The sequence below is a fragment of the Pantoea sp. S62 genome (assembly GCF_016658625.1).
Lineage (GTDB): Bacteria > Pseudomonadota > Gammaproteobacteria > Enterobacterales > Enterobacteriaceae > Pantoea > Pantoea vagans.
Genome location: NZ_JACVVI010000019.1, coordinates 60,883 through 82,422 on the forward strand (window position 1 = coordinate 60,883; position 21,540 = coordinate 82,422).

14 protein-coding genes are annotated in these 21,540 nt (G+C 52.1%); 4 read left to right on the forward strand and 10 right to left on the reverse strand.

Translation table 11 applies throughout. The annotated features are described in order from the left end of the window. Positions 1-687: 687 nt before the first annotated feature. The gene (gene repA, locus IBT54_RS21330) at positions 688-1,623 is read right to left on the reverse strand and encodes a plasmid replication initiator RepA (RefSeq protein WP_201252980.1); all 936 of its coding nucleotides are present in this window, start codon (positions 1,621-1,623) and stop codon (positions 688-690) included. Between the two features lie 701 nt (positions 1,624-2,324). On the opposite strand from repA, the gene IBT54_RS21335 reads away from it, so the two are divergent. The 4 genes from IBT54_RS21335 to IBT54_RS21350 are packed head-to-tail and all read left to right on the forward strand — an operon-like array spanning position 2,325 to position 4,827. Further along, on the forward strand, positions 2,325-2,648 hold the full coding sequence (locus tag IBT54_RS21335) for a hypothetical protein (protein ID WP_201252981.1): 324 nt from the start codon (positions 2,325-2,327) through the stop codon (positions 2,646-2,648). Further along, the gene (locus IBT54_RS21340) at positions 2,645-3,163 is read left to right on the forward strand and encodes a hypothetical protein (protein ID WP_201252982.1); all 519 of its coding nucleotides are present in this window, start codon (positions 2,645-2,647) and stop codon (positions 3,161-3,163) included. Before IBT54_RS21335 ends, IBT54_RS21340 begins: the two co-directional genes overlap by 4 nt. 55 nt (positions 3,164-3,218) lie before the next feature. Further along, a complete protein-coding gene (locus IBT54_RS21345) occupies positions 3,219-4,415 on the forward strand; it encodes an RES family NAD+ phosphorylase (RefSeq protein WP_201252983.1) in 1,197 nt (398 codons plus the stop codon). A gap of 49 nt (positions 4,416-4,464) precedes the next feature. Continuing rightward, a complete protein-coding gene (locus IBT54_RS21350; protein WP_201252984.1) occupies positions 4,465-4,827 on the forward strand; it encodes a hypothetical protein in 363 nt (120 codons plus the stop codon). A 221-nt stretch (positions 4,828-5,048) separates the two neighbouring features. Here IBT54_RS21350 and IBT54_RS21355 read toward each other — a convergent pair whose 3' ends face one another. The 9 genes from IBT54_RS21355 to IBT54_RS21395 form a co-directional block, all read right to left on the reverse strand. After that, positions 5,049-5,846, reverse strand: coding sequence for a thioredoxin domain-containing protein (locus tag IBT54_RS21355; RefSeq protein ID WP_201252985.1), 798 nt, complete (start codon positions 5,844-5,846; stop codon positions 5,049-5,051). A gap of 100 nt (positions 5,847-5,946) precedes the next feature. After that, a complete protein-coding gene (mobF, locus tag IBT54_RS21360; protein WP_201252986.1) occupies positions 5,947-11,940 on the reverse strand; it encodes a MobF family relaxase in 5,994 nt (1,997 codons plus the stop codon). Beyond that, on the reverse strand, positions 11,937-14,558 hold the full coding sequence (gene traD, locus IBT54_RS21365; protein ID WP_201252987.1) for a type IV conjugative transfer system coupling protein TraD: 2,622 nt from the start codon (positions 14,556-14,558) through the stop codon (positions 11,937-11,939). The genes mobF and traD overlap by 4 nt, the downstream gene beginning before the upstream one ends. Before the next feature lie 115 nt (positions 14,559-14,673). After that, entirely contained in the window at positions 14,674-15,021 is a 348-nt protein-coding gene (locus tag IBT54_RS21370; protein ID WP_201252988.1) for a hypothetical protein, read from the reverse strand. A gap of 340 nt (positions 15,022-15,361) precedes the next feature. Then, a complete protein-coding gene (gene traT / locus IBT54_RS21375; RefSeq protein WP_201252989.1) occupies positions 15,362-16,096 on the reverse strand; it encodes a complement resistance protein TraT in 735 nt (244 codons plus the stop codon). Positions 16,097-16,222: 126 nt separating this feature from the next. Then, positions 16,223-16,789 carry a hypothetical protein gene (locus IBT54_RS21380; protein WP_201252990.1) on the reverse strand — a complete coding sequence of 189 codons (567 nt, stop codon included), beginning with the start codon at positions 16,787-16,789 and terminating at the stop codon, positions 16,223-16,225. Positions 16,790-16,810: 21 nt separating this feature from the next. Further along, positions 16,811-19,849 carry a conjugal transfer mating-pair stabilization protein TraG gene (traG, locus tag IBT54_RS21385; protein WP_201252991.1) on the reverse strand — a complete coding sequence of 1,013 codons (3,039 nt, stop codon included), beginning with the start codon at positions 19,847-19,849 and terminating at the stop codon, positions 16,811-16,813. Further along, positions 19,842-21,209, reverse strand: a complete 1,368-nt coding sequence (gene traH, locus IBT54_RS21390) for a conjugal transfer pilus assembly protein TraH (RefSeq protein WP_201252992.1) — start codon at positions 21,207-21,209, stop codon at positions 19,842-19,844. Before traH ends, traG begins: the two co-directional genes overlap by 8 nt. A gap of 46 nt (positions 21,210-21,255) precedes the next feature. Next, positions 21,256-21,534, reverse strand: a complete 279-nt coding sequence (locus IBT54_RS21395; protein ID WP_201252993.1) for a hypothetical protein — start codon at positions 21,532-21,534, stop codon at positions 21,256-21,258. Positions 21,535-21,540 lie beyond the last annotated feature (6 nt).

Consider the following 21,540-nt stretch of genomic DNA (forward strand, 5'->3'; position numbering starts at 1 on the left):
ACGCCGTCGGAGTGGTCACGACAAGGCGAAGCCGCAGTCGGGGCGTATCTCCGCGTCAGCGGGCCGTGAGGGCCGCTTACGGGCGTGTTCACTGTACCCTGAAACGAGACTACACACAGCGACACAAAAGCCATTAGTTACAACACCCATTAATCAGCCACGCCTGTTCCGGCCCGAAGGGCCGGGCGGGGGCGGCTGGTCAGTGGGGGCGATGGGTTGTCAGGTACGTCTCCGATCCCTGCCTGGAGGGGCACGAAGGTCGCAGAACTGCGCCGGTACTGTTTACAGTGAATTAATGTATGCTGTAACTAAAATGACTGAGTTTTGGGGCCCGCTTCAGCGGGAGCTATCTCATAATCTGAGCGGCGCGGCCGCCTATGGCCGCTGCAAGCGAAGGCCTTATTTATCCACACACGAGGTCTGCATGAACACCTTATTTTACTTATGAATATTTCTTTCTGACGTAAGTCAGGAATGTTTTGCGGGTATCTCATGAGTCATGTGCGGCTAACAAATTTTTCACGATTGCGGGTAAATGTGGATAAACATTCCGGCGGTCGTGTTTCTGGCCAGCGCCACTGAATTCAGCGATAAAAACGGGGTGTAGTGTGCGCAAACGTTGCCGCTTTTGCTGCCGGCACAAACGACTTTACCGCCAGTTAAGGCGGTTAAAATGTGGGGGGTGTGTCAGTGTACGACGTCGGGCGGCGCCGGCTCATAGCCGAGGCCCAGCTCCAGCTGGTTGAGGCTCTGCCACACCAGACGGTCGAAGCCGTCAGCATCGAGGTTAAAAAGCTCGTGGTTCGGACGGGAACGGATCAGCCAGCTGGCCATCGTCTGCCGGCGTTCGTCCAGCGGCAGACGACTGAGGCGTTTTCTGCGCTTCTCCTTCACGGCCTTTTCACGCCGGTGAAGCAACGTGGCCATACGCATATTTTCGTACCAGCGTTTACGCGCTGCGCGCACGGATTCATGCGTGCCCGGCTCGATGATGCCTTCCGCCTGGGCTTCAAGGCGAACGTTACGCTGATGAAGCAGCTTATCCATGTTGACGCCGGAGAGCTTCCAGAAGCGATCGGTGAGGATGATGTGCCGGGGCATCCAGTATTTCTCAACCGGGTCCCACTCCAGGCTGGGAAGCTCTATCAGGCCAAAACGTGCCAGTTCCTGAAAAAGCCTGGACAGACGGCACGGCTCAACCCGTGTTTCCGGAATGACGTTGCCGTTTTCATCTTTCGAGCTCAGCTCTCTGGCCAGCCCGCTGCCGTGAACGGTGACAACCGACGTGGCCATGTCAGCCCGCTGAACAAGCAAAGGTGCGATCGCATCGATGAGGTTTCTGCGCTCCGGCCGGAAATCGCGTTCTCGGCCTGCGGCCTTACGGAGTTTCACAAAATAGGGGTGACGGGAAAGGCGCTGGCGCAGCCGCCACTGGCCGGTAACCTTGTCTTTAACGACGTAGTTACGCATGGCATGGCCATACTCGCCCGGCAACGGGCGGTAGTTTTCCGGCGCGAACCAGACGGGTTCAGGGCACTTGCAGGCAACAGAATGGTCGCCACGGCGACGTCTGTCTTCTTTGGGAGTCGGGCAGTTTAACCCGATTAAAATCTGGTCATTCACCCTGTCCCGGACTTATGGCGGGCAGGGCTTGTCTTATGAAATGCATGCGTTATAATCCATCACAGGCCAGCGCCTGCTTTTGACCCCCTGATATCTGACGCCTTCCGCCAAGTTGATGACAGATTTCGGGGGGTTTTTGCATTCAGAGTCCGGTAAATTACCTCGCTCTGTACCCTGGACGTTTTTACGGATACGTCCTATCCGGATAATTCTTTGCCCTAACCGCGCATGACCGGCTCGGGGTAACACTCTACCTGCCATCGACCACCACAGTACCCGGCAAGGACCATACTCGATCGCCGGAACCACCCGGCAAAGTCTGAAAAGCATAACCGCAGCCAACTGCTAAATCCAGTACAGAATGAGCAGTAAGACTTCATGATGGATTTGTAAAGCTCATATTTTGAGCATTCAACTATTTTGATGGCGCAAGCTTTGTACTTGCAATCATAAGACGCATGGCGGAGCGTCCGGGGTTGGAAAAAAATTAAGAACATTAACAAACATGATCGTCATTGAGCCAAAATTGACTAAATCACTGATGAATAAAGCAAGACATATGAAGAAAATAATTCTTCATATGTCATTCCTACAAACTTAAGACCTTCTTCCTAATTCTGCACTTGCACCGGCCGAATTCTCTATTAGAATGATGCAGCAGCAATAAACACATAAAACTCTATCTATCATGGACTTACCTTATGGACGACTTACAGAAATATTTCATTCAATATGCGATTCGCATAGCTTCTGCACCTACACCTCAGTCAAGAGAAGATGAACTATCCAAAATACTGCACGAATTTGATGCAGAAATTGAGGGAAGACCCAAAGTCGTTCAGGATAATTTAAAGAAAAAATTTCTACGCGAACTGAGAAAAGCGCTCATTGAGCACGGTTTTTCGTTTGAAGGCTTTGGACTTGAAGAACGTGGTGGTTTGGAATGGCTTACCAAATCTACCACTGTGGGTAATGAAGAAGTAATTGCCTTGATGAAAATGGTAGCAAGAGGACCCGGTAAATGAGTACAACTAATTATAATGACATAGCAACGCTTTCAATCTCCATTCTAGCTCTAATCGTTTCGGGATATGCAGCCTATCAATACCGTAAGGCAAATACTCTGGCAAAAGATGCGCTTGATAAATCGGAGCAGGCTTTGAATGTTCAGAAATCTTCACTGTCTTTGGCAGAAGCTACTCTGGAAAATCAGCTTCAGGTAAGTATTTCTTCGGCTTTGGATAAGATTCAACAGGCCGTTCTTGCGCTCTCCAACAAAAAAGAAGATGATCCAGATTATGAAATTTTCAGGCAGTCGCTTCGTGTTGCTCAGGAAAACTGGCTTAATGCTCATGATCAGGCTTGTATGAGCTATCTGGAAGGTAAGATCAACAAGGCTACATTTAAAAGAACCTACCATGTCCCTATCAGAAACATAATGAAAGAATTCGGTGATACTAAATTTTTTCTTCCTGCGAATCTCTCACCATACCAATCCATGCTCAAATGCTTTGATGAATGGGAAGTAAAACATCAATGAAAATTCCCCACCGTTTCGTCAGGTTTCATGTGAGCTAATAATTAAGAGAATAGAAATGTCATTTATCTCAAGAGTGAGACTCGACGCAATGATAGAGCGAGACAAAAAGGTAGCGAGTTCAATTGGTGTGGTCTGTGGACGATGTAACACAGCATTCTATTTCAAAACACTGACAAGAGACTTTAATCTTAAAAAAACATGCCAGATATGTGATAAAGAGACTGAAAACGGGGTCCTCATCGAGGATTTCGTTAACTCACTTGTCAGAAATGTTCGTAATCACTACTATCATTCCGATAATAGCTCCTATGGACTTCATCTCAGTGATGTACTTAAGAGATTCACATACAACAACGATTCTTTTATAGAAAAACTTGCTCCTTTAGTATGTGAAGAAGACTCATTCTTTGATGCCCATAGAAAGTACATTGATTATGTAGACGATCAATTCATTAAAGAGTGCATTAAAGGTTCTCAAGAATTATGGGATAAAATTGCATATGAACTCAAACATCAAAAAAGATTTTCAAACAGCTTTGCGGTAGATACCTTTCAAAATATTATCAGCCTATGCCGTATGGAAATTATGGATATAGACGGAAATCCAGTAATACTAAACAGGGCACTGACCATTCAAGTTGAAGACTCTGAAGTTTTTAGAGCGAGAGTTTTGAAAGACGAAGACTCAAAAAAGCTTATTTCTGAAAATCCGGAAAAGCAGCTTAATGCTCCGCCAGAGAAATTCTCACAAAATAACAGAATGAGCCCTAGTGGAATTTCATTCCTTTATGCTGCTGCTAACAGACACACTGCCATTTCTGAAGTTCATCCCTTCGCAGGTGATGAAGTTGCTATTGGCACTTTTAACCTTGAGAAGGATATGCATTTCTTTGACTTCACATTGTTAAGTAGTTTTGATGTACCACAAGCAGATTTATTGACTAAACCCCTTAAAGATAAATTTTTTAAACTTCAGTTTCTTATTAAATACCTTCATGACCTGATAGCCAAACCGTTCAGGTCATCTGATATAAGTTATATTGAAACTCAAGTTTTTGCTGAAGTCATTCGAAATCATCATCATAAATATGACGGAATAATATTTAATTCCACTCAAACCAAAAATAAAAATTTTGTAATCTTCGGGCGTGTGGACGAAGTAACTAACAATAAGACTTATGATGTGAAATTCAACAAAAAAACAGGTGTCGAATTCTACAGAATCAAATCAGTATCAGTAGAAACTGATTAAATAGTACAATCTAAGTTTTTAAGCAAACCCACTAACTAAGGCATAAAAAATGATGAGCACAAATCGTCTCTGCATACATAACAATGATATTTACAAAATAATAAAACGCTTTTACTCATTTAACTTCCCTTTCCCGGTCAAATTTTCAGCTATAGATGCAATTAATATCGTTCTTAAAGATAAAGGCACACTGGGGGCGCCGGGAAAATTTGAGTTGGACCCTAATGGAAATGTTATTTTCATAATAGAGTCTTCTGTAGCACAAGCTCATAACAAATTTAAAAATCCATCTGATTGCCAGGCACTAGTTAAAGATGTCGAACAGTTACAACAGTGGCTTGAAAAATATGGCTTTATAGATGGTATGGTAGCCACCCCAAAATTTATTTCTACTACAGATTTAAATTTCTGATTACTACTGTCTACTTAACATTTTTAATTTTTTTACAAGTACTATTAACCTCCAGGCTTACTAGCTCAAGACCTAAATATGAAGCTAGAAGCCTGGTAGGTCAGGCATGGTTAATGATTTATATTTTCTGCACGGTTCACGATACTGATGTAGTTTCATAAGCTAGTTAATTTCCATATTTGTTTGCCTCCCGGTAGTACAATATCGCATACCGTGTCTTTTCACTTACTTGATGCTTTATTAATAGCCTGCTGCATGACCGCTTCGCTGACAACGCCAGGTATAACGGTTGTGTTCTCCGGGCTGGCATTCTCTGTCGGCATGACAATGATGCCTGGTGTACCCGTCAGCCCCAGCAGCTCTGCCAGAGAATCATTGTTAGCAATCAGACTATCTGATTTTGCATAATCCTCCTGCTTTTCAGGCCCTGCACCCGCTGTTTTTGCAGCAGTTTCTATGTCTTCAGCAGTCAGCTTTCCCTCATTGTGCCCTGTCCGGTAAATGCCGTTGTGATAAGCCATATAGGCCGCAGCGCCCTTCTGCCGGAACACGTCAAGACCACGTCGGGAGGCCTTAGTGGACTCCGGAAAACGGGAGGCAAAGATCGTCCAGTCACGGAATGCAAACCTGACATCCGGATTACTGGCCATCACCTTTTCCATCACCGGCGACATCATGCTGCAGGCAATGCATTCGTAATCAAAAAACTCCGTCACGATCACCTTTGAGTCAGCCGGGCCTGTCACCGGCACGCCGTCGAGTTGCATCAGCAGCCGGTGGGCTTTAACCGCCGCACCGACATAGGCCTTTTGCTTCATCTCTTCCTGGCGCGCCTGAAGTTTTTTACTGACTTCAATCAGGACATCCGGATGCGCAACCAGATAGTCAGCCGCAATTTCGCCGATTCGGGCCTGCTGCGCAGGCGTAAAGTCCTCTGCTGCAGACGCCGGTGCCGCCTGGGCGGCGCTGGAAATGCCGGTGGCCAGCATCACTGCCGCCAGTTTCAGGTGTTTTTTCATAAGATTCTGTTTTCTCTTTCAGGAATTCAGGGAAGTTAATGGCTGGCTGTTTCGCCAGATTTCGGATGCTGCAGGGCTGTGATACTGCCCTGCATGTGTATCAGCGCTCTTTCTGAATGTTGCGGGTAATCTCAGGCACGGGTTCTTCTCGCTCCCGGCCACGTCCTTCTGCCGGCAGAGTCGGCTGACTCTGTCTTTCAAGCTCACGCGCTGCACTGGCAATGGCGCGCTCCGACAGCTCGGCTTGCGACCTGACAGGAGCCTGCACAGACCGGTCCAGTTCTTCTGTCGCCTTCCGGATGACAGATGCCGGTATGGCACCCGCACCGCCCGTCTCAGCAGGCAGACGAATATCACCAGGCAGGCCTCCGCTCGCCAGTGCACTGAGCACCGCACTGGCTGAAGCCGCAGTCAGACCGCCCTGCGACGAAAGCTCACCTGCAGCCTGACCGATAAGGCGTGCGTAGTCAGGTTCCTTTTCCCCTGGCAATGCCGGTATTTGCTGTTTAACCGACTCCACTACGCGTGTCAGAAGTCGTGAATTCAGCGTCTCCTTTTCAGCATCAGTTTCAGGCAGTTTCACCGCAGCCTGAGCCTCAGCCATCAGCTGCTTCGCAAGCTTCTGCATCTCCGCCATTCCGTCCGGCTCTGTTTTTTCGGGTAGCTTTATGTCTTCCCTGGCGGCTTCGGTAGCCAGCTTTCTGGCCAGCGCTTTCATATCGGGCTCTCCTGCCCGCTCTGACCGGTCCGTTTCGGGCAGTGAGAGCGACGCACCCTGCGATTTTTCGAGCGCCGCGAGGGCCGCCTGCAGCAGGGCTGACTCGTCGCGGACGGGACCATCCGGAGGCAGATTTCTGAGCATATCCGTTAACTCGTGCTGCACAAGGCTCACCAGCGCAGCGTCGGATCGGTATGCCCGTTCTGGCTGGCCACCGGCGACTTTCAGCATCCTGTCAGTCGGTGTTTTACGGCCGGTCTGAAGGATAATACCGGTATGTGGATTCGTCCTGGCAGCGTCAAGCCCCTGCCCCAGTGACGTGACTATCATCGTTTCTCCGTTCCGGCTTTTCTGCAGCACAGCTGCCTGCGCTTCGCGGGTGGCCAGCTCCCTGCCCGCACCTGTTGTCATCTGACCAGCGTCTGCACTGATCGGGTAGAGACTGACGCCGGCAGTCTTGCCATTGCCGTCAAAGACGGGCAGGGCCAGGTGGGGTTCCGGATACTTTTTAGTGGGGGGGATAATTCGCACGGTTAACGGACTGTTTTTAAGCCCCTGTTCCCGCAGAAAGGTCCGGCCTATGGCCGTTTTTGACGCCGGTTTTCCCATACCCCAGATGAGTCTCGCCTGAGAGCGTTCAGGCTGAGGATCGATGGCGTCGTGCGCCGTTTCAGGCCCGTTATCCCTGTTGCGAAGCGTGGCCATCCAGTCTGCCATTCCGTCCGTGTAAATCTGCACGTGGTCAACCGCACGGGAGATGCTGATGTAAAAGGCGCGCATACCGCTCATGCGCTGTCGTGCCCCCTCAGTACCTTCGAGCGCAATGACGTACTCTGCACTGGCCCCCTGAGCACCGTATCCCGTTACCGCCCACGCATAGTCAATATGCTGATCTGCAGTTACCTTCCCAGGCTCTATGACCTTTTCCCCTGCTGCACTCCTCAGTACCACCTCGCCATTATCCCGTAGCGCCTGTACCCGATACTGTTCATGCGCAGTGTGTCCGGCCTGTTTCTGCGTTTTGGTCATGCGCAGACTGTCGCCAACCCGCAACTCCAGGCTTTTGCGTTCAAAAACCTCGATCTCCGTGGCATTGAGTTCAGCCGGTGAATAAAACTTTGTCCTGCCGTCTTCATCCCGTAACACGATGCGGTTAATACCCGAATCAACAGCCGTTACACTGAGATAGCTGTCGTTCACCATAACCACCTGCCCTGACTTCCAGGATGACGTGCGGTTAAAGTCATGCCTGCCGCCCGTGACACGCTCCAGAACAGGAACGTTTACGGCTTTATTACCCAGCTCCTTCGCCTCAGACAGCCTGTCATGAATGCCCTGATTGATTGCCCGCCTGTCTTCGTTCAGCTGTGCGATGATCAGGGTCTTTTCCCTTGCCCCTGCCGTTCGCCCCATGTAGTCCGCAACGATGGCCTCCACCGGCGCTTTGGTTTCAGTAACAGAACGTTCCGGCTGTACCACGCCGGCTGCACGCGGAACCGCAGAGGGCTGGACCTGCATGATTTTCTCAATCGCAGCCGCTGCCTTGTTCTCGATAACGCTGTAAACCGCAGACTTGATGTTTTCATCACGCTGACGGACGATTTCTTTCATCACGGCGACGTCGATGGGGCTGCGCTCCTGAACCAGCCTGAACGGTGCGCCACTCTCGGGCGATGTGAACTGCGCGATGTCCCCGACCGACACCGCCCGGCCGTTGCCGGTCGATATGGCCTTGTAAGCCACGGCCGAGTCCTGGTTTCCCAGCATGGAAGACTCATCGATGAGGAAAAGTGTGTTTTCAAAGCGGACGCTTTCACCCGCAGCCGTGCGCTGCTGCCAGTCAACGATGAAAGATTTCAGGGTCTGTGCCTCGATGCCGACGCTTCGCATTTCCTTCACCGCCCGGTGCGTAGGCGCCAGCCCCACTATCTGCGGTCGGGAGCCCTCCGGGAGCGTATCCAGCCCAGCTTTAACTGCCCTGAACTGGGTGGTTTTACCCGTACCGGCATAGCCCTGGATGGCGGTGAACCTGTCCTTACTCTCAAGAATGAGTCGCGTGGCGTCGGTCTGTCCTGCCGTCAGTCCCGCCGTCACCGAACCACTGACGTTCTCCATAAGGGCAGGTACAGCATTTTTTCCGTCCGCGATTTCCCTGACGATGGTTTTTTCCATTTCCCAGGTAGCGCGGGCGACGTAGCGAAACTCACCTCCAACCTGAACACGTATCAGATCCCTGTCGGCTACCTGCTGTTCAAACTGCTTCTGCAGATCGGGAACGCCTGGCCCGAACTTCATTGCCTCTTTGAGCAGTTCGACTTCAGTAAAGGCCACATCACGCATCTGCTCAACCGCGCGCGAAAACGCCTTCTGAACGTCTGTCTGCAGGCCGCTTTTAAGAGCAGTCAGTGCATCTGCTGCGTCATCCCTGCCGCTGGCCTGACGGACCAGAGACAACGGAGAACGGGTTGCTCGCATCCGTGCGATCCGGTCCTCTGCCCGGACAAGAGGCTCTCCCGTAAACACCTCGGCTTCGTGGCCAGAGCGGGCGAGACTGTTCATCATGTTGGCCGTCAGATCGCGACCATTGAGGCTGGCCAGAACCATTCCACGGTCATTGTCCTGGCTTCCCGGGGCGGACACATAGGCATGGGTCAGATAAAGCGGCCGACCGGTTTCAACCCGTACCGGCTTTTTCTGTCCGTCACGCAACAGTGTTATCTGGCCGTCGCTGACGGACTCAACCGTCAGCCGATCGCGCGCCTTAATTCCTGCCGGCTTGTCGCCGGCTACGGCAAAGAGCCGCTCGCCGCCTGCGACCTGCAATGATTCACGCTCAAAGAGCCGCCAGTCACCAGTGAGCTTCCGGATGTCCTGTACCGTCTCAACACCATCGGAGTCAACCAGTGACAGTTGGCGGCTTTTTTCATGAACCCGGTCGATGACGTAATGACGTGTTTCGTTTTTATCCGATCTGTCCTCCAGTACCTGCCCGGGTCGGTAGGTATTGGCAAGTTTTCGGGTTTTAGCGGACGTAAAAACAGGGATACGCGCCTCTACGGTCACCTCTTCCTGGCCGAGTTTACCGACATCTTTAAGCGCCGAGCGGATCTGATCGTTCAGCTGCTGCTGTTCACGTTCGCCGACGACCGTCGCCGTCAGTGCGGTTTCCGGACCGCTCAGTTCTGCATAACGCGTGGCCAACGCCTGATAGCGATCGCGCTTGTCCGCGATACTGATAACGCGGGTTTCCAGGCCGGACGACGTTTCGCTCAGGGAGAGTCGCGGCACACCGGACTGTTCAAGAACCGACAGTGCGCTGGTTGCCGACGTGCGGCCTGCTCCGTCCAGGAACAGCAGCTGCGCATTCTTCTCCAGAGCTTCGCCGGTCAGCACGAGCATTTCTTTCAGGCCCAGTCGCTCGGCCCCCTCAACCACAAGCGTGCTCTGTGGCGTAAGGGTAAAGCTGCTGTCCAGAATTCGGCTGCGATGCATCAGGTTATCTTTCAGTAAATCCGATTTACCGAGTGACAGCGCACGCTCTGCAGAACTGGCCATGACCATCACATCTCGTCCGTGGGCACGTGACAATGTCACCAGCTGTTCAGCGGTTTCACGCTGACGCAGGGCAGATGAGGGGGAATTCAGGATAGCCACCGGTGACTGGAGCGCCTGAACGAAATGCTCAGGTGTTTCACTTTTAGGCGTCCGGAAGCTGGCCACCACGTTTTCTTTGACCGCATCGGCAGCCACAGACTGTAATGACAGCTCGTCCAGCAGGTGGATACGCGACGTAAACACGCCCTTTTGCGCATCCAGAGGGACAAGTTCGCCGCTGCTGATCACCTCATCAAGCGCGCGTTTCAAATCCGGTATTTTTTCTTCGTATTCGCCTGCGCTGAACGCGGTCACCAGAAGGTCGCCGTAGGTAAAACGCGTCTGACTGTCGCTCAGAACTGAAATTGCTTCCTGAACTGACCAGATGGCATTTTTGCTGATATCCGCCTCGGGTTCAGTCTGCTGCACCTCGCGGGACTTCGCCTCACTGATGACTTCCTGAATGTCAAAACCCAGCTTCTCCATCTGGATTTTCCAGCGTTCCTGAAGACGGCTGCGGCCCCGTTCAGTTTCGGGCTTGGCAATGGGCTCCTCATCCTGAACCGGTGTCATGTCGTGGTTCTTTGCATTGCCCGTTCTGCCATCTGACAGCGCGGGTTTAGTCAGCAGAAGTTCGGTTGAATCTGTAATGAAACGTTCTGGCCCGGACGCCTTCTCAGGAGAATCGTTCCTTCTGGCCAGATCGTCGTTAAGCGTGCCTGTAACCTGCCGTTCTTCATTGCCGGCAACCTTATCAGGGAGGCCTGAACCGGAGACGTCCGGCCCGCCGGAATGGCTGATGACTTTACCTGCAGTTTCCGGAGAGACACTGTCAGCTTTTTTAATACCGCCAGCCTCCTTTAAGGCGTCGGCCTTAACCTGCAACGGCGTCCGCTCATCCCGAACGGCCGGTGTGCTGTTTTCAGGCACCGTTTTCGTGTTTACGTCATCCTCACCATAGCGATCGAGAGACTGTTTTCTCTGGCGGGTATCGAGCGCCGCCACATCGCGGCTTTTCAGGCTGGCTTCCTCACCTACACTTTCGTAAATTTCCCTGTGCCGTGATGAGAATTCTTCCAGCACAGTTTCAGTAAAGCCTTTAACTTCCCAGAGATCATGAGGCCCGCCAGTCAGTTCAGTCTCATACCCCAGCGCTTCGGTTTTCCCTTTAAGCGAGCTGCGGTAAATCTGGCCAAACTTCACCTGGTGTTTGTAAATCGTCTCAATAAATCCTGTCCCGTGAATATAATCGGTGGACAGAGCCTTCCATTTGCCGTCCAGCTCAGTGGCGTTAACAATGACGGCGTGGGTATGTATCTGCGGATCAAGGTTACGGGACGTGTCATGGGTAAACAGTGCCGCCACCATTTTTTCTGTGGGTACAATGCGCGTTATGCCGTCCTTTGTATCCCTGGCGCTGATCAGGTTTTCAATCACCCCCAGCGCATCTTTTACTGCCTCATGGTGAGCATCCAGCAGGCGCTTGTCGCCACCGGCCAGAATGAGCATGGATATGCTTTTGGGTGCGGAAAACGTCAGATCATGGCCGGGCCGGTGGACGTGGGAACCCTGAACCTCTTTGCCCAGTTCGACGCCGTTCGGCAGCTTACCGTGCAGGACGTCTGTGAACGTCTGCAGGTCAACCGGTCCCTCCAGTCCCAGCTCTTTAGCCCCCTCGCCCAGCCACTGACTTTCCAGGTCATCAAGAAAATAATAGTTATCTTTGCTGCTGTAGTAGCTGGCAGCATCGGCGGCCGAAGCCACCGGCGCAACGGTCATCATCTTTCATACCCTCCGGGTTCATGATGTTCTCCCATTTCCTGCCAGGCCTCGTAATCTTCACGGTGGCGCAGGATGTTCTTTTCATCGTCAGCCATTTTGTAGTTGGCCTGCCGGTACTGATCCGCGTAAGCCTCTTCCCTGCTGTCGGGACCGGTTTTCTGATGGCCAGCCATATGCACAATCAGCTGACCGGCATCGTCTTTTTCTGCCAGCATTTGCAGATCGGGTGCCTCCCCCTGAGCAGCCTCATCAGACGTCGCTGATTCATCACCTGTCGCAGGCTTGTTTGAACGCTGTGCAAGCAATTCAAGCGCGCTCGCCGTTCTCACCGGTGATTTAGCATTTGCAGGAGAAACGGAAGATTTTGCGGCAGGCAGGACGGTTTTTTCAGCGGCCGGAACGGACGACTGCGGCCTGTCATCGGGACGTTTGGCCGCGCTCTCTGCGCTGACCGGCGCCTGCGGGATACGACCAGGAAAAGCCCTGACGTTGTCCGGCAACCTTCTTCCGGACTCAGGCTCATCAATCCGTTGCGGTATATTGCCTGCGGGTTTACTGGCGTTTACGGCGCCCGCCCGCTGAGGTTCCTCCACAGGCGCTGAACGAGCTATGGTCTGCACTGGCTTAACCGGGGTCTGCATTTCCTGTACGGTCTGCTGCTCACGGGCGTCAGCAGCCGGCGCAGAGGCGACGTTGACTGCATTTGCCGGCACAGGGTATTCAGTTGAAAAAATGTTTTCAGTGGAAGGAGCTGGAGCCTCACCCCTTTCCAGATGTTCATCTCCAGTCGGAAAGTGCAGGCCAAGGTTGACGGCATCCCGCTCGTTCCGGCTGATGATTTTTTCCAGCTCGGGACTGAGGTTGTCCCTGAAATCACGCTCGATGAGCGCAGGGTGGTATTTTTTCTGTTCGCGGTACTTCAGGCTGAGTTTTACTACCGGATATTCACCCGGCAGACGGACGTAAAACCGCAGATTGGGCAGCTTCATGATGTTGTCATAATCAACAACCGGCTCCCTGACCTTGTCCTTGCTGATAGAAATACCGTCACGTTCCTGCGCCAGACCAAAGCTGTTCTGCTCCCGGGCTTCACGCCGGCGTTGATAGCCCAGATCTTCCTCCACCATTTTTGCCACTTCAGAACTGGGAGAGCGGCCGTAAAAGCGCGTGTTCAGCAGGTCAAAAATGGCTCTGGCCATTTCGCGGCCGTAAACGTTAATCAGCTGGGGCATGTTCTGAATACCCAGTACAAAGCAGGCACCGAACTTACGGCCCTCGGCAAGCGTTTCGCCCAGATCCGGGAGTTTCTGCAGGCCCAGAATTTCATCGCCGATAATCCACACCCGTCGCTGGCTGTCCTCGCCCATGCTCTGGATAAACAACGTGGCCAGCGAGAGCCACATCGTTATAAGCGGGCGGACAGATTTACGGTGACGGGCCGTGGTGGAAATAAACAGCCAGCTGTTGTCATACTGCTTTTCAGTCATCCACTCCCGGATGCTGAACTCGGGTTTACCCTCCTTGTCGAGCCCCTGCAGGTAACGCAGCGACTTGGCGTAGTTGGTCAGAACCGAGCGTATCGAGATGGCGGTTTTTTCAATTTTCTCCTCCACCAGGTTGGCGGAGGGCGTGTTCTTCAGGAATTCACGCAGGCTTTTCAGATCGATGGACAACAGGGTTTTCAGAAATTTTTCAATGTTGCGATCCGGGTCCGCTGCAAACTGCATGGCAGTATCGCTGAAGATAGTCCGGGAGGACGAAACCCAGAACGGGTCCGAATCCCCCTCAACCGGCATCAGCGCGGCCGTCATGTTCTCGTAATCAACCACCTCACGCCCTTCACGCCACAGCACCCAGTTTTCGCAGCGTCTGTCATGTGTGTTCAGGATTTTGTCCATGCGTTCGTCATAGTGTGTTTCGACAAACGTACCACCTGAGTCATATATGATGGCGCGATCGCCCCGCTTGCGTATGTAATCAAGCAGCCAGCGGATAATGGTGGATTTCCCGACATTTACGGTGCCGTGAATCAGGTAATTCATGATCTCAGCATTACGGACCATATGAAGCCCGGCCACCTGCAGATTTGATTTTTCTCCGGCCTTTTTGAGCAGCCGGTTAATCTCTTTCAGGTCATCGGTAAGCTCCATACCGGATATAAATTCATCCGCACTCTCTTTTTTGCCTATCCGTCCCACATACCAGAATACGAGGCTGAAAAGGGCCATTGCCGCCACGCCGCACCAGAAGGCACAGTGTTTGAGATTCTGGACAAGCAGCGCCCCCTGCTCCTGCATCCAGGGATTTGCGAGCAACTGAGCGAGGGTAAGGTTAATGGTGCATATTCTGTCGGGTTCGCAGTGCCAGCGGATATCCCACACGGGCGGGCCGTCGTGCTGCATCAGTCGGATAAAGCCCGACTGAACATAGCCCGTCCAGTACCAGAAGCCGTTTCGCAGCGTATCTTCCGGTGTGATGTACCAGAACAGGCCCACCGTCGTCAGAACAAAAAACAACAACATCCAGTGTGATATCCACTGGTTTACCTGTATGAACATTCGCAGGCGGTAGGCCGTTATCTGACCGCCCTGAGTAAGGTTTTTCGGCGTGAAACTCATGGAATGACTCCGACAGACGCGCACAAGCAGCCCGTCCCCGTTAACAGGAGCGGGCTGGGGGTTACAGGGAAACGGAAGCGCCGGTCAGAGGAAACCGGCGCTGGGGCTTACAGGATCAACCCGGGATTTTGCGATTAAAACCAATACGCTTAAGCAACCAGCATACCGCCAGAGCCGGGATGCCGCAGACGGCGAAGAGAACATTCCAGCAGAGCAATGTCAGTACCGACAACACGGCACCGGCCGTCAGCGTCAGCAGTGCCATCAGGAAAGGGATCATTCCCTGCGGTGTCAGGCCGTCTTGTGTGCTTCTCATGGCAACGTCATATGCGAAGAAGTCGCTGTGCGACATGATGTACTGAATCATTGGCTGGCCGAACTGACACAGAACAAACGCACTCCAGGCAAGGAAAAACGTAAACCAGGTAATGAGGGTGCGCGGTGCGCCGTTAAATTGCAGCATAGGTATCACCTTGTTATCAAAGTTGAATGGTAGTCTTGAGATCGTCGTTTTCAATGCAGCGCCTGCCGCAGACGCTGGCTCAGTAAGCCAGCGCGAGGAGGCGAAACGTTTGTGGAACAACATGAGGCACGTACGCCCGGAGTATGAAAATTTGGGCGTTTTGAGTAAGTACAGATGAACTGGCAGGTTCAGGATTAGAACGACATGCGCCCGGTTGTCAGGAGAGACGGTTTATTGTCGTCCACAGACGCATGACGTTGGTCTGATTTAAAGCCGCGGTTAAGGCGGCTTTCACAATTATGATGCAGTTACGCGAACGTTGATTTCACGTGCAGTGCAGTTACGGCAGAATGTTCGTAATTGATTTCGCCAGTTGGGCTTCAAGCACCGGCTTGGCTTCTTCAAACTTCAGGTTAACCTTGTTGGCATTAGAAACCACGCGGGTCTGATATTTCAGGCGGTTGCCCTGCTCGCTGCTGGTCTGCAGTTTGATGCCTGAAGTACCCTGACGCAAAGCGGCAACGTTATCAGTGGTGACGGCGGCTTTACTGCGCTCAGAAATCTGTAGATCGGTCACCATCGTATAGTTAACGTCTTCCACCATTGCATCTGCTGCCATGCCTAAAAGACCTACTGCAAGACCTGCGCCGAGTACAGCGCCACCTGAATTGCCGTTATAAGCAGTGATACCTGCGCCCAGAGCTGCTCCTGCTGCTCCACCTTCATAACCACTGGTCAGAAACCCCTGAGCCTGACGTAAGTCCATTTTATCTGCTTTCAGTACGTTAGCCTGAACCCAGTAGAATGCGGTGTCAGGGCTGCTGGTCAGGCTATAACCTTTTGCCCGAAGGTCGTTGGAGATCATGGTCTGCAGGTCACCCATATCTTTATCAGAAGTATTGCGCACCTGAACCCAGACTGTTTTTTCACTCGAAGGCTCCATCCAGACCGTCTGACTCATCTGAGTCTTCACGTCGAGATTACGCTTTTTAATAGCTGTGCTCATTGCACCGCAACCAGACAGCACAAGACATGCAGCAGCAATTGCCGCCACAAAAAATGAACGGTTTTTCATTTCAGTATCCTTGTTAAACGAAAAAAAGGGCGCAGTTGCCCGTTGGTTATGTCTTCAGAGGGATTCTTTGGTGGTGATCCCTTCCGTCAGAAAGACGGAAGGGTTATCGACTGGATGGTTTGAAACTTAAATCTTTTTGATAATACTCGAAATTTTTTCGAGAGCCAGCCCTGCCCCTAGTCGGTTAATTTCCGCACCAATAGCGATGTTTATTGTAAAGAAAAAAACGACTTCAAGGGCTGTCACTCCAAATGCAAACCACGAATTGAAACCTGCCAAAACAGTGCTAACACACATTAATACTAGAAAAAGTATTATGGTTTTCTTTGCAATTTTTTTTAGGTGGCTCAGTATCAGTGAAGTTTCACGTACATGCTTAGGAATGGACATGTACATTATCATGTTGTTGTAGGTCATGAGAGCAAAGAGCATTCCCACAATTGCTGTAGGAAGAACGACAATCCAACCATCACTTACCAAAAACTCAAAGTAACCTTCCATTGATTTTGACGCTGAGCCAGGCAAATAAACCGACACCGTGCTTAAGAGCGATAGAAAAACTGAAATCGCAGGAATAAAAAAACTTGTCTTAATTAAGCTTGAGTTTGATGGGATTATGCGCTCACCCGACGAAAACCCATTAGTAAGCATCGTTATATCTGCGTTAACTTGTGATGTCGTTAGATTCGCCATAATCCCTCTCATTTAAGCTTATTATGAGGCTTCTTTTTGATGAGCTCTTAATTGCTCAAGCTTAGCCTTAAACAGATCCGTTTCATTGACATCAACAACAGGCTTGGTCTGCCTAATATCTTCTTCAGTACGACCTATTTGCTGGTTGTTGACCGCACCCTGGTGCTCTCTTTTGAGTATATCACTGGATGCCTGAACAGTGCTTTTATTTTTGCTTATTTCTCGGTCAATGTCTCCTATTTTTCCAGTATTTTCAAAGTTTCTGTCTGCCACTTTATCAGCGATGTTTTGTGGCGTATTCAGTGAGCCAGCCTGTTCATTCACACGGCTTACTCCTGAGTTGTAATCCTGTGCGATCGCCGGTGAGGTTACGCTACCTCGGGGAGTAATGTTCCGCTCGTTAACGGCTTGGCTGTTTTCGCCTGGCCCACTATTGCGACCATGAGAGGTGCTCCCCTGGTGAACTGTCCTCGCTGATTCGTTTTGAACTCGCTGATTCACCTCTACCGGATTATGTGACGAGCCCTGACTGTCATTACCCGTGACTGCAGGTAACGAACCTGAGGGGGTCAGAGCCTGTGATGCAGTCTGCTCTGTCCTGCCCGCATAGTTCTGCATGATCTCCGGTTCCAAACGCTCTTTCATGAATTCGGTAGCTGCAGTCTGCGCCGTATTCACGTTTGTCAGGACATGCTGTGCATCGCTGCCGTACTTGGCTGTGGTCCAGTCCACAAACTCCTGATTGTAATTGGCGTCCAGGCTGGCACTCTGGTTCTGCGCGAGCGTGGCCATCCTGCTGAATTCCTGACTCCGCGTGGTGCTGTCGGTGTACTGATGATACTGACTTTTGGAATCATTAAGCGTGGCCGCGAACTGTTGCACTTTCGAATCTGACTCGTTGTTGCTGTGACTTCCCGACTCGCTCAGGCGCGTTGAGGTAACCATGTCCATGCCCTGTCGGAAATCCTTCGCTTCCTGGCTGTTTTTATCCTTACGGTAATCATGACCTTCTGCATGGCTGTCCTGCGTACCGTGTGAGCTGCCAGAAGAATGGCGCCAGTCAGCATTGAGGTTAACTTCCCCTCCCGCGCTGAGGCCTGTTGCCCATTTACCCAGTTTGCCTGCAAGCTGGTCACCCGAATCGAACTTGCCGTATACCCTGCCGCCAGCTCCCGCACTGCCCTGATTGGTGATATCCATGAGCTGGTTGTAAGCCTGCTGCTCAGAAATGTTGTGCGATTTCGCATAGCTTTCTACCGCAGACTGCATCTGGCTGGCCCCGCGCGAAACGTTTGAGGCGACGCTGTTGTCACTACCCTGCGTCAGCGTGTCACTGGAACCACTCTGATGACTAAACTGCTGCATCTGCTGGTAGCCACTGGTTACGCTGTGGTTATAACCGTCCAGAGCCGTCTGCGCCTGTTGCTGCGCCTGACGTGACTGTTCTGAGAAACCGCTGCTCGCCAGAGAACTGAGTTTCAGGTTAACCGGCAGATTTGAGATGGCCCCACTGGTGTCGTAAACGTTGTGGCCATCGGCCGTCTGCGTATGCATTGCGCCATTGCTGGTCTGGAAAGCCTGCTGTCCTGAGCGTTGCATGACGTTGGTGTCGAACTTGTTGGCACTCACGTTATCCATCGACATGTTGTTGAAGGACCAGTTGCCGTCTGCCGTCGTGGATGCCTGCCCGCCCGTTGAGAACGCGCCAGAACTGATAACCCCGCCGACCACCTGAGACGCCACCGAAGCCGCCCCCTTCGTCAGAAAGAACGACATCGCGGGGATCGATGCACTCAGGTAGCCCGCTATGTTGGCCGCATCCGAATGCTGAAGCGCGACCTGATCGGCGTTGGCCAGTACCAGAGGCGTGGCACCGGTTTTCGACTGCAGGTAGAAGTTCATCATTGAATTCAGAATGGCGTACATCACGGGCCACATCTGAAAGTACAGAAAGCCACCGGCATACATCTTCAGCGTGTTTACCCCGAAAATGCTGTGGTTAGTCAGGGCAAGCGCAATCACCAGCGGGAAAAGCCCAATCAGGATCAGCATCATCAGCGACTGGAAAATAGGCAGCGTACGGCCGATGACAACACCGAAAGAGGCCCAGCTGAGCCGCTGTTTGGTCATGCTGGATTCAGTGGCCAGATTCACCAGGTTTGCTGTATCAGACGAACGCGCCGCAAAGCCTTTCCATCCATCACGGATAGCGGCATTGGTCACGTTGTTTCGCATAATCTGCGCTGCGCTCTGGCCACCTGAATAGAAAAAGCCATAGCTGTCGTTCATCGCATTGCCCAGGAGCGTGTCTGCGCTGACGCGGGTACCAAAAATTCGCGTGGCCAGAGTGTGCCAGCTGAGCCCTCCAACACGAATGTCGTCGTTCATCAGCGAACGCATGGTGACAGATGCCTGCTGACAGGTTACAAACTGCCGGCCATTACCGGTATCCTGGAAAATGCCCCGTAGCTGACTTGGGTTACTGGTGATAAGCGTCAGCGGGTCGGTACTGTTGAGCAACTGGGAAATGGTGTACTTGTTGTTCAGCATGATGTCGCCGATCACGCAGTTTTCAACGTAGTCAGTAAGCAGCGCGGCCAGCTGAGGATTCTGCGTACGGAAATCTGATGACTGCGCGACGATTTGCGATCCAAACAGCATGCCCGATTTGGTATACGTCAGGGAATCAGGACGCGCCAGAGTATAATCATACAACTGAGCCATTCCGAAACCTGTGCCTGTCGTCAGGCCCGCAATCATCGCCAGCCCGACCGGCACGTTATCCACTTCATACACCGCTGCAGGATCTGTGATATCGATTATCTGCACACTGCGCTTCGGCACCAGAAGGACGGAAGTTATCAGCATGAAAATACCCAGCCAGTGAAGAAATGCCATCGGGTTGCGCGTTTTAGTGAATGTGACCATTACGCCCAGGATGCTGAACGTGCCCACGATGTGAAGTACCGTGGTGAACGTATCGGAGCCCAGTATGGTGACGACGCCGTTAAACATCTGCCGCCACATGTCTCCGCCGTAAATCGTATAAACCTCAGTCATTGCCGTTTCCCCAGCGATAGTTACTCTGATAGGAGGTTGAGATAATGGTGGACACCTGCTGCTGCAGGTACTGCATGTTCCGGTCGATGCCGTCGAGCGCGTTCTGATCCGCAGCAGACTGCAGCTTCATCTGTGCGAGAAGGGACTGGGCGTTAAGGACGTTTGCGCGGAGTTCGCCTGCCGCCTGTTCCGGATAATTTTTACCCGCAAGGGACTGGCTGGCCTGCTTAACCAGCTCCTGCAGGTACTGGATCATCATGTCCTGCGCAATAAAGTCCGCGACCTGGAGCAGATAGGTCGGACTCATGCCCATGCTCCGGGAGTTGGTCAGATATTTGAATACCGGCACCGACGTCGTGTTGATGAACCCTTTTTCACGGTCAGTCATCGGGGTATCGCTGGTCAGTTTACTGTCGAGTGACAGCATGATGTTACGTACCTGCGTCACCAGTGCAGCATCACTGCTGATGTTGACCGTCCCCACCGTAGGTCCGAGGCAGAGGTCCATCGTGTCACAGCCATAAATTTTTGCGCTTCCGCCCCGCATAAGCACGGTGATGATGTCCCGGTTATCCACCATTGGGGTCAGGATGGTGACCTGCCCCTGCGCGTTAAAAACGATGGAACCGACGATGCTCATGACCAGCTCTTTGAGCTCATTATTGCCGTCGAACAGATGGTTGCGGCCCAGCGCGTCCCAGATAAGGTTTTTGTTTTTCAGTACCTGATCTTTCATCTGGTCGGAGGCGCGGCTTGTCACGCTGTCGCCCTGCCCGCCGACCGTACAGCCTTGCCGGGATGCCGCCCAGTCTGAGAAAATATTGCTCTCACCGGCAATGTCCTGGCAGATCTTCTGGTTTGATACCTGCGACACGGGCCAAAGTCCCCCGATGATGCCCTGCGCTGCCTGACAGGAGCTCATGTTTGCAGAGTTGACGTCAGAGGCCAGTTTCTGCAAAAAGTCCTTAGCCTGCTTGAGTTCAGGGACCATCGTCTGAAGCGCAAGGTCAAAGGCATAACCAGCTGCGTTACTCATGATCTGCTTTACGAAACGCTGCAGTTCAGCGCCGTTGATGTAAGAGAACGCCCCCAGATAGGCATCGATTCCTCCGCAGCCCGCGTTGAGTGAAGGCACCTGCATGGAGATTAGCTGGACCTGTTTAACTGGGTTGCGCAGGTAAATTGAGCCGCCTGTGATATAGCCCGCCGCCTGCCCCTGCCATGCCTGTGCCTGAGAAACATTGCCGTCAAACCCGAGGCTGCTGAAATAGCCATTCAGGTCACCCTGTACGTCGGCCTGAGCCGTACTACTGATTGTCAGCGCTGTTAAGGCTGAAAGAAGGAACTGCCTGATTTTCATGTTCTGCGTTTTCCTTTTACGAGCGGTCCCACTGAGTGATTCATCATCATTTACTCCACTGCGTCATAAACCCGTTCCGCCGGAGGGTGATACTGATTAGCGCGCCACAACCTGATCCCCCGGCAAGGGAAAACAGGAAGAGCAGCGGAAAGTCCCGGACGGCGCTGAGCAATCCGGCATCCGGTCCGGTTGTCAGAATCAGCAAACCGCCTTCTGTGAACTCACAGACAAGCCAGGCATAAAGCCCGGCCGCTGCCAGAAACGAGGCGCAGACAAGAAGCAACGCCGTCTCCAGTCCGGAGAGCGTCAGGGGATGTTCAGTCATGATTTT

Coding starts and splice junctions, on each gene's coding strand:
- IBT54_RS21335 (WP_201252981.1), top strand. CDS start 2,325: ATGGACGACTTACAGAAATATTTCATTCAATATGCGATTCGCATAGCT.
- IBT54_RS21340 (WP_201252982.1), top strand. CDS start 2,645: ATGAGTACAACTAATTATAATGACATAGCAACGCTTTCAATCTCCATT.
- IBT54_RS21345 (WP_201252983.1), top strand. CDS start 3,219: ATGTCATTTATCTCAAGAGTGAGACTCGACGCAATGATAGAGCGAGAC.
- IBT54_RS21350 (WP_201252984.1), top strand. CDS start 4,465: ATGATGAGCACAAATCGTCTCTGCATACATAACAATGATATTTACAAA.
- IBT54_RS21355 (WP_201252985.1), bottom strand. CDS start 5,846: ATGAAAAAACACCTGAAACTGGCGGCAGTGATGCTGGCCACCGGCATT.
- mobF (WP_201252986.1), bottom strand. CDS start 11,940: ATGATGACCGTTGCGCCGGTGGCTTCGGCCGCCGATGCTGCCAGCTAC.
- traD (WP_201252987.1), bottom strand. CDS start 14,558: ATGAGTTTCACGCCGAAAAACCTTACTCAGGGCGGTCAGATAACGGCC.
- IBT54_RS21370 (WP_201252988.1), bottom strand. CDS start 15,021: ATGCTGCAATTTAACGGCGCACCGCGCACCCTCATTACCTGGTTTACG.
- traT (WP_201252989.1), bottom strand. CDS start 16,096: ATGAAAAACCGTTCATTTTTTGTGGCGGCAATTGCTGCTGCATGTCTT.
- IBT54_RS21380 (WP_201252990.1), bottom strand. CDS start 16,789: ATGGCGAATCTAACGACATCACAAGTTAACGCAGATATAACGATGCTT.
- traG (WP_201252991.1), bottom strand. CDS start 19,849: ATGACTGAGGTTTATACGATTTACGGCGGAGACATGTGGCGGCAGATG.
- traH (WP_201252992.1), bottom strand. CDS start 21,209: ATGAAAATCAGGCAGTTCCTTCTTTCAGCCTTAACAGCGCTGACAATC.
- IBT54_RS21395 (WP_201252993.1), bottom strand. CDS start 21,534: ATGACTGAACATCCCCTGACGCTCTCCGGACTGGAGACGGCGTTGCTT.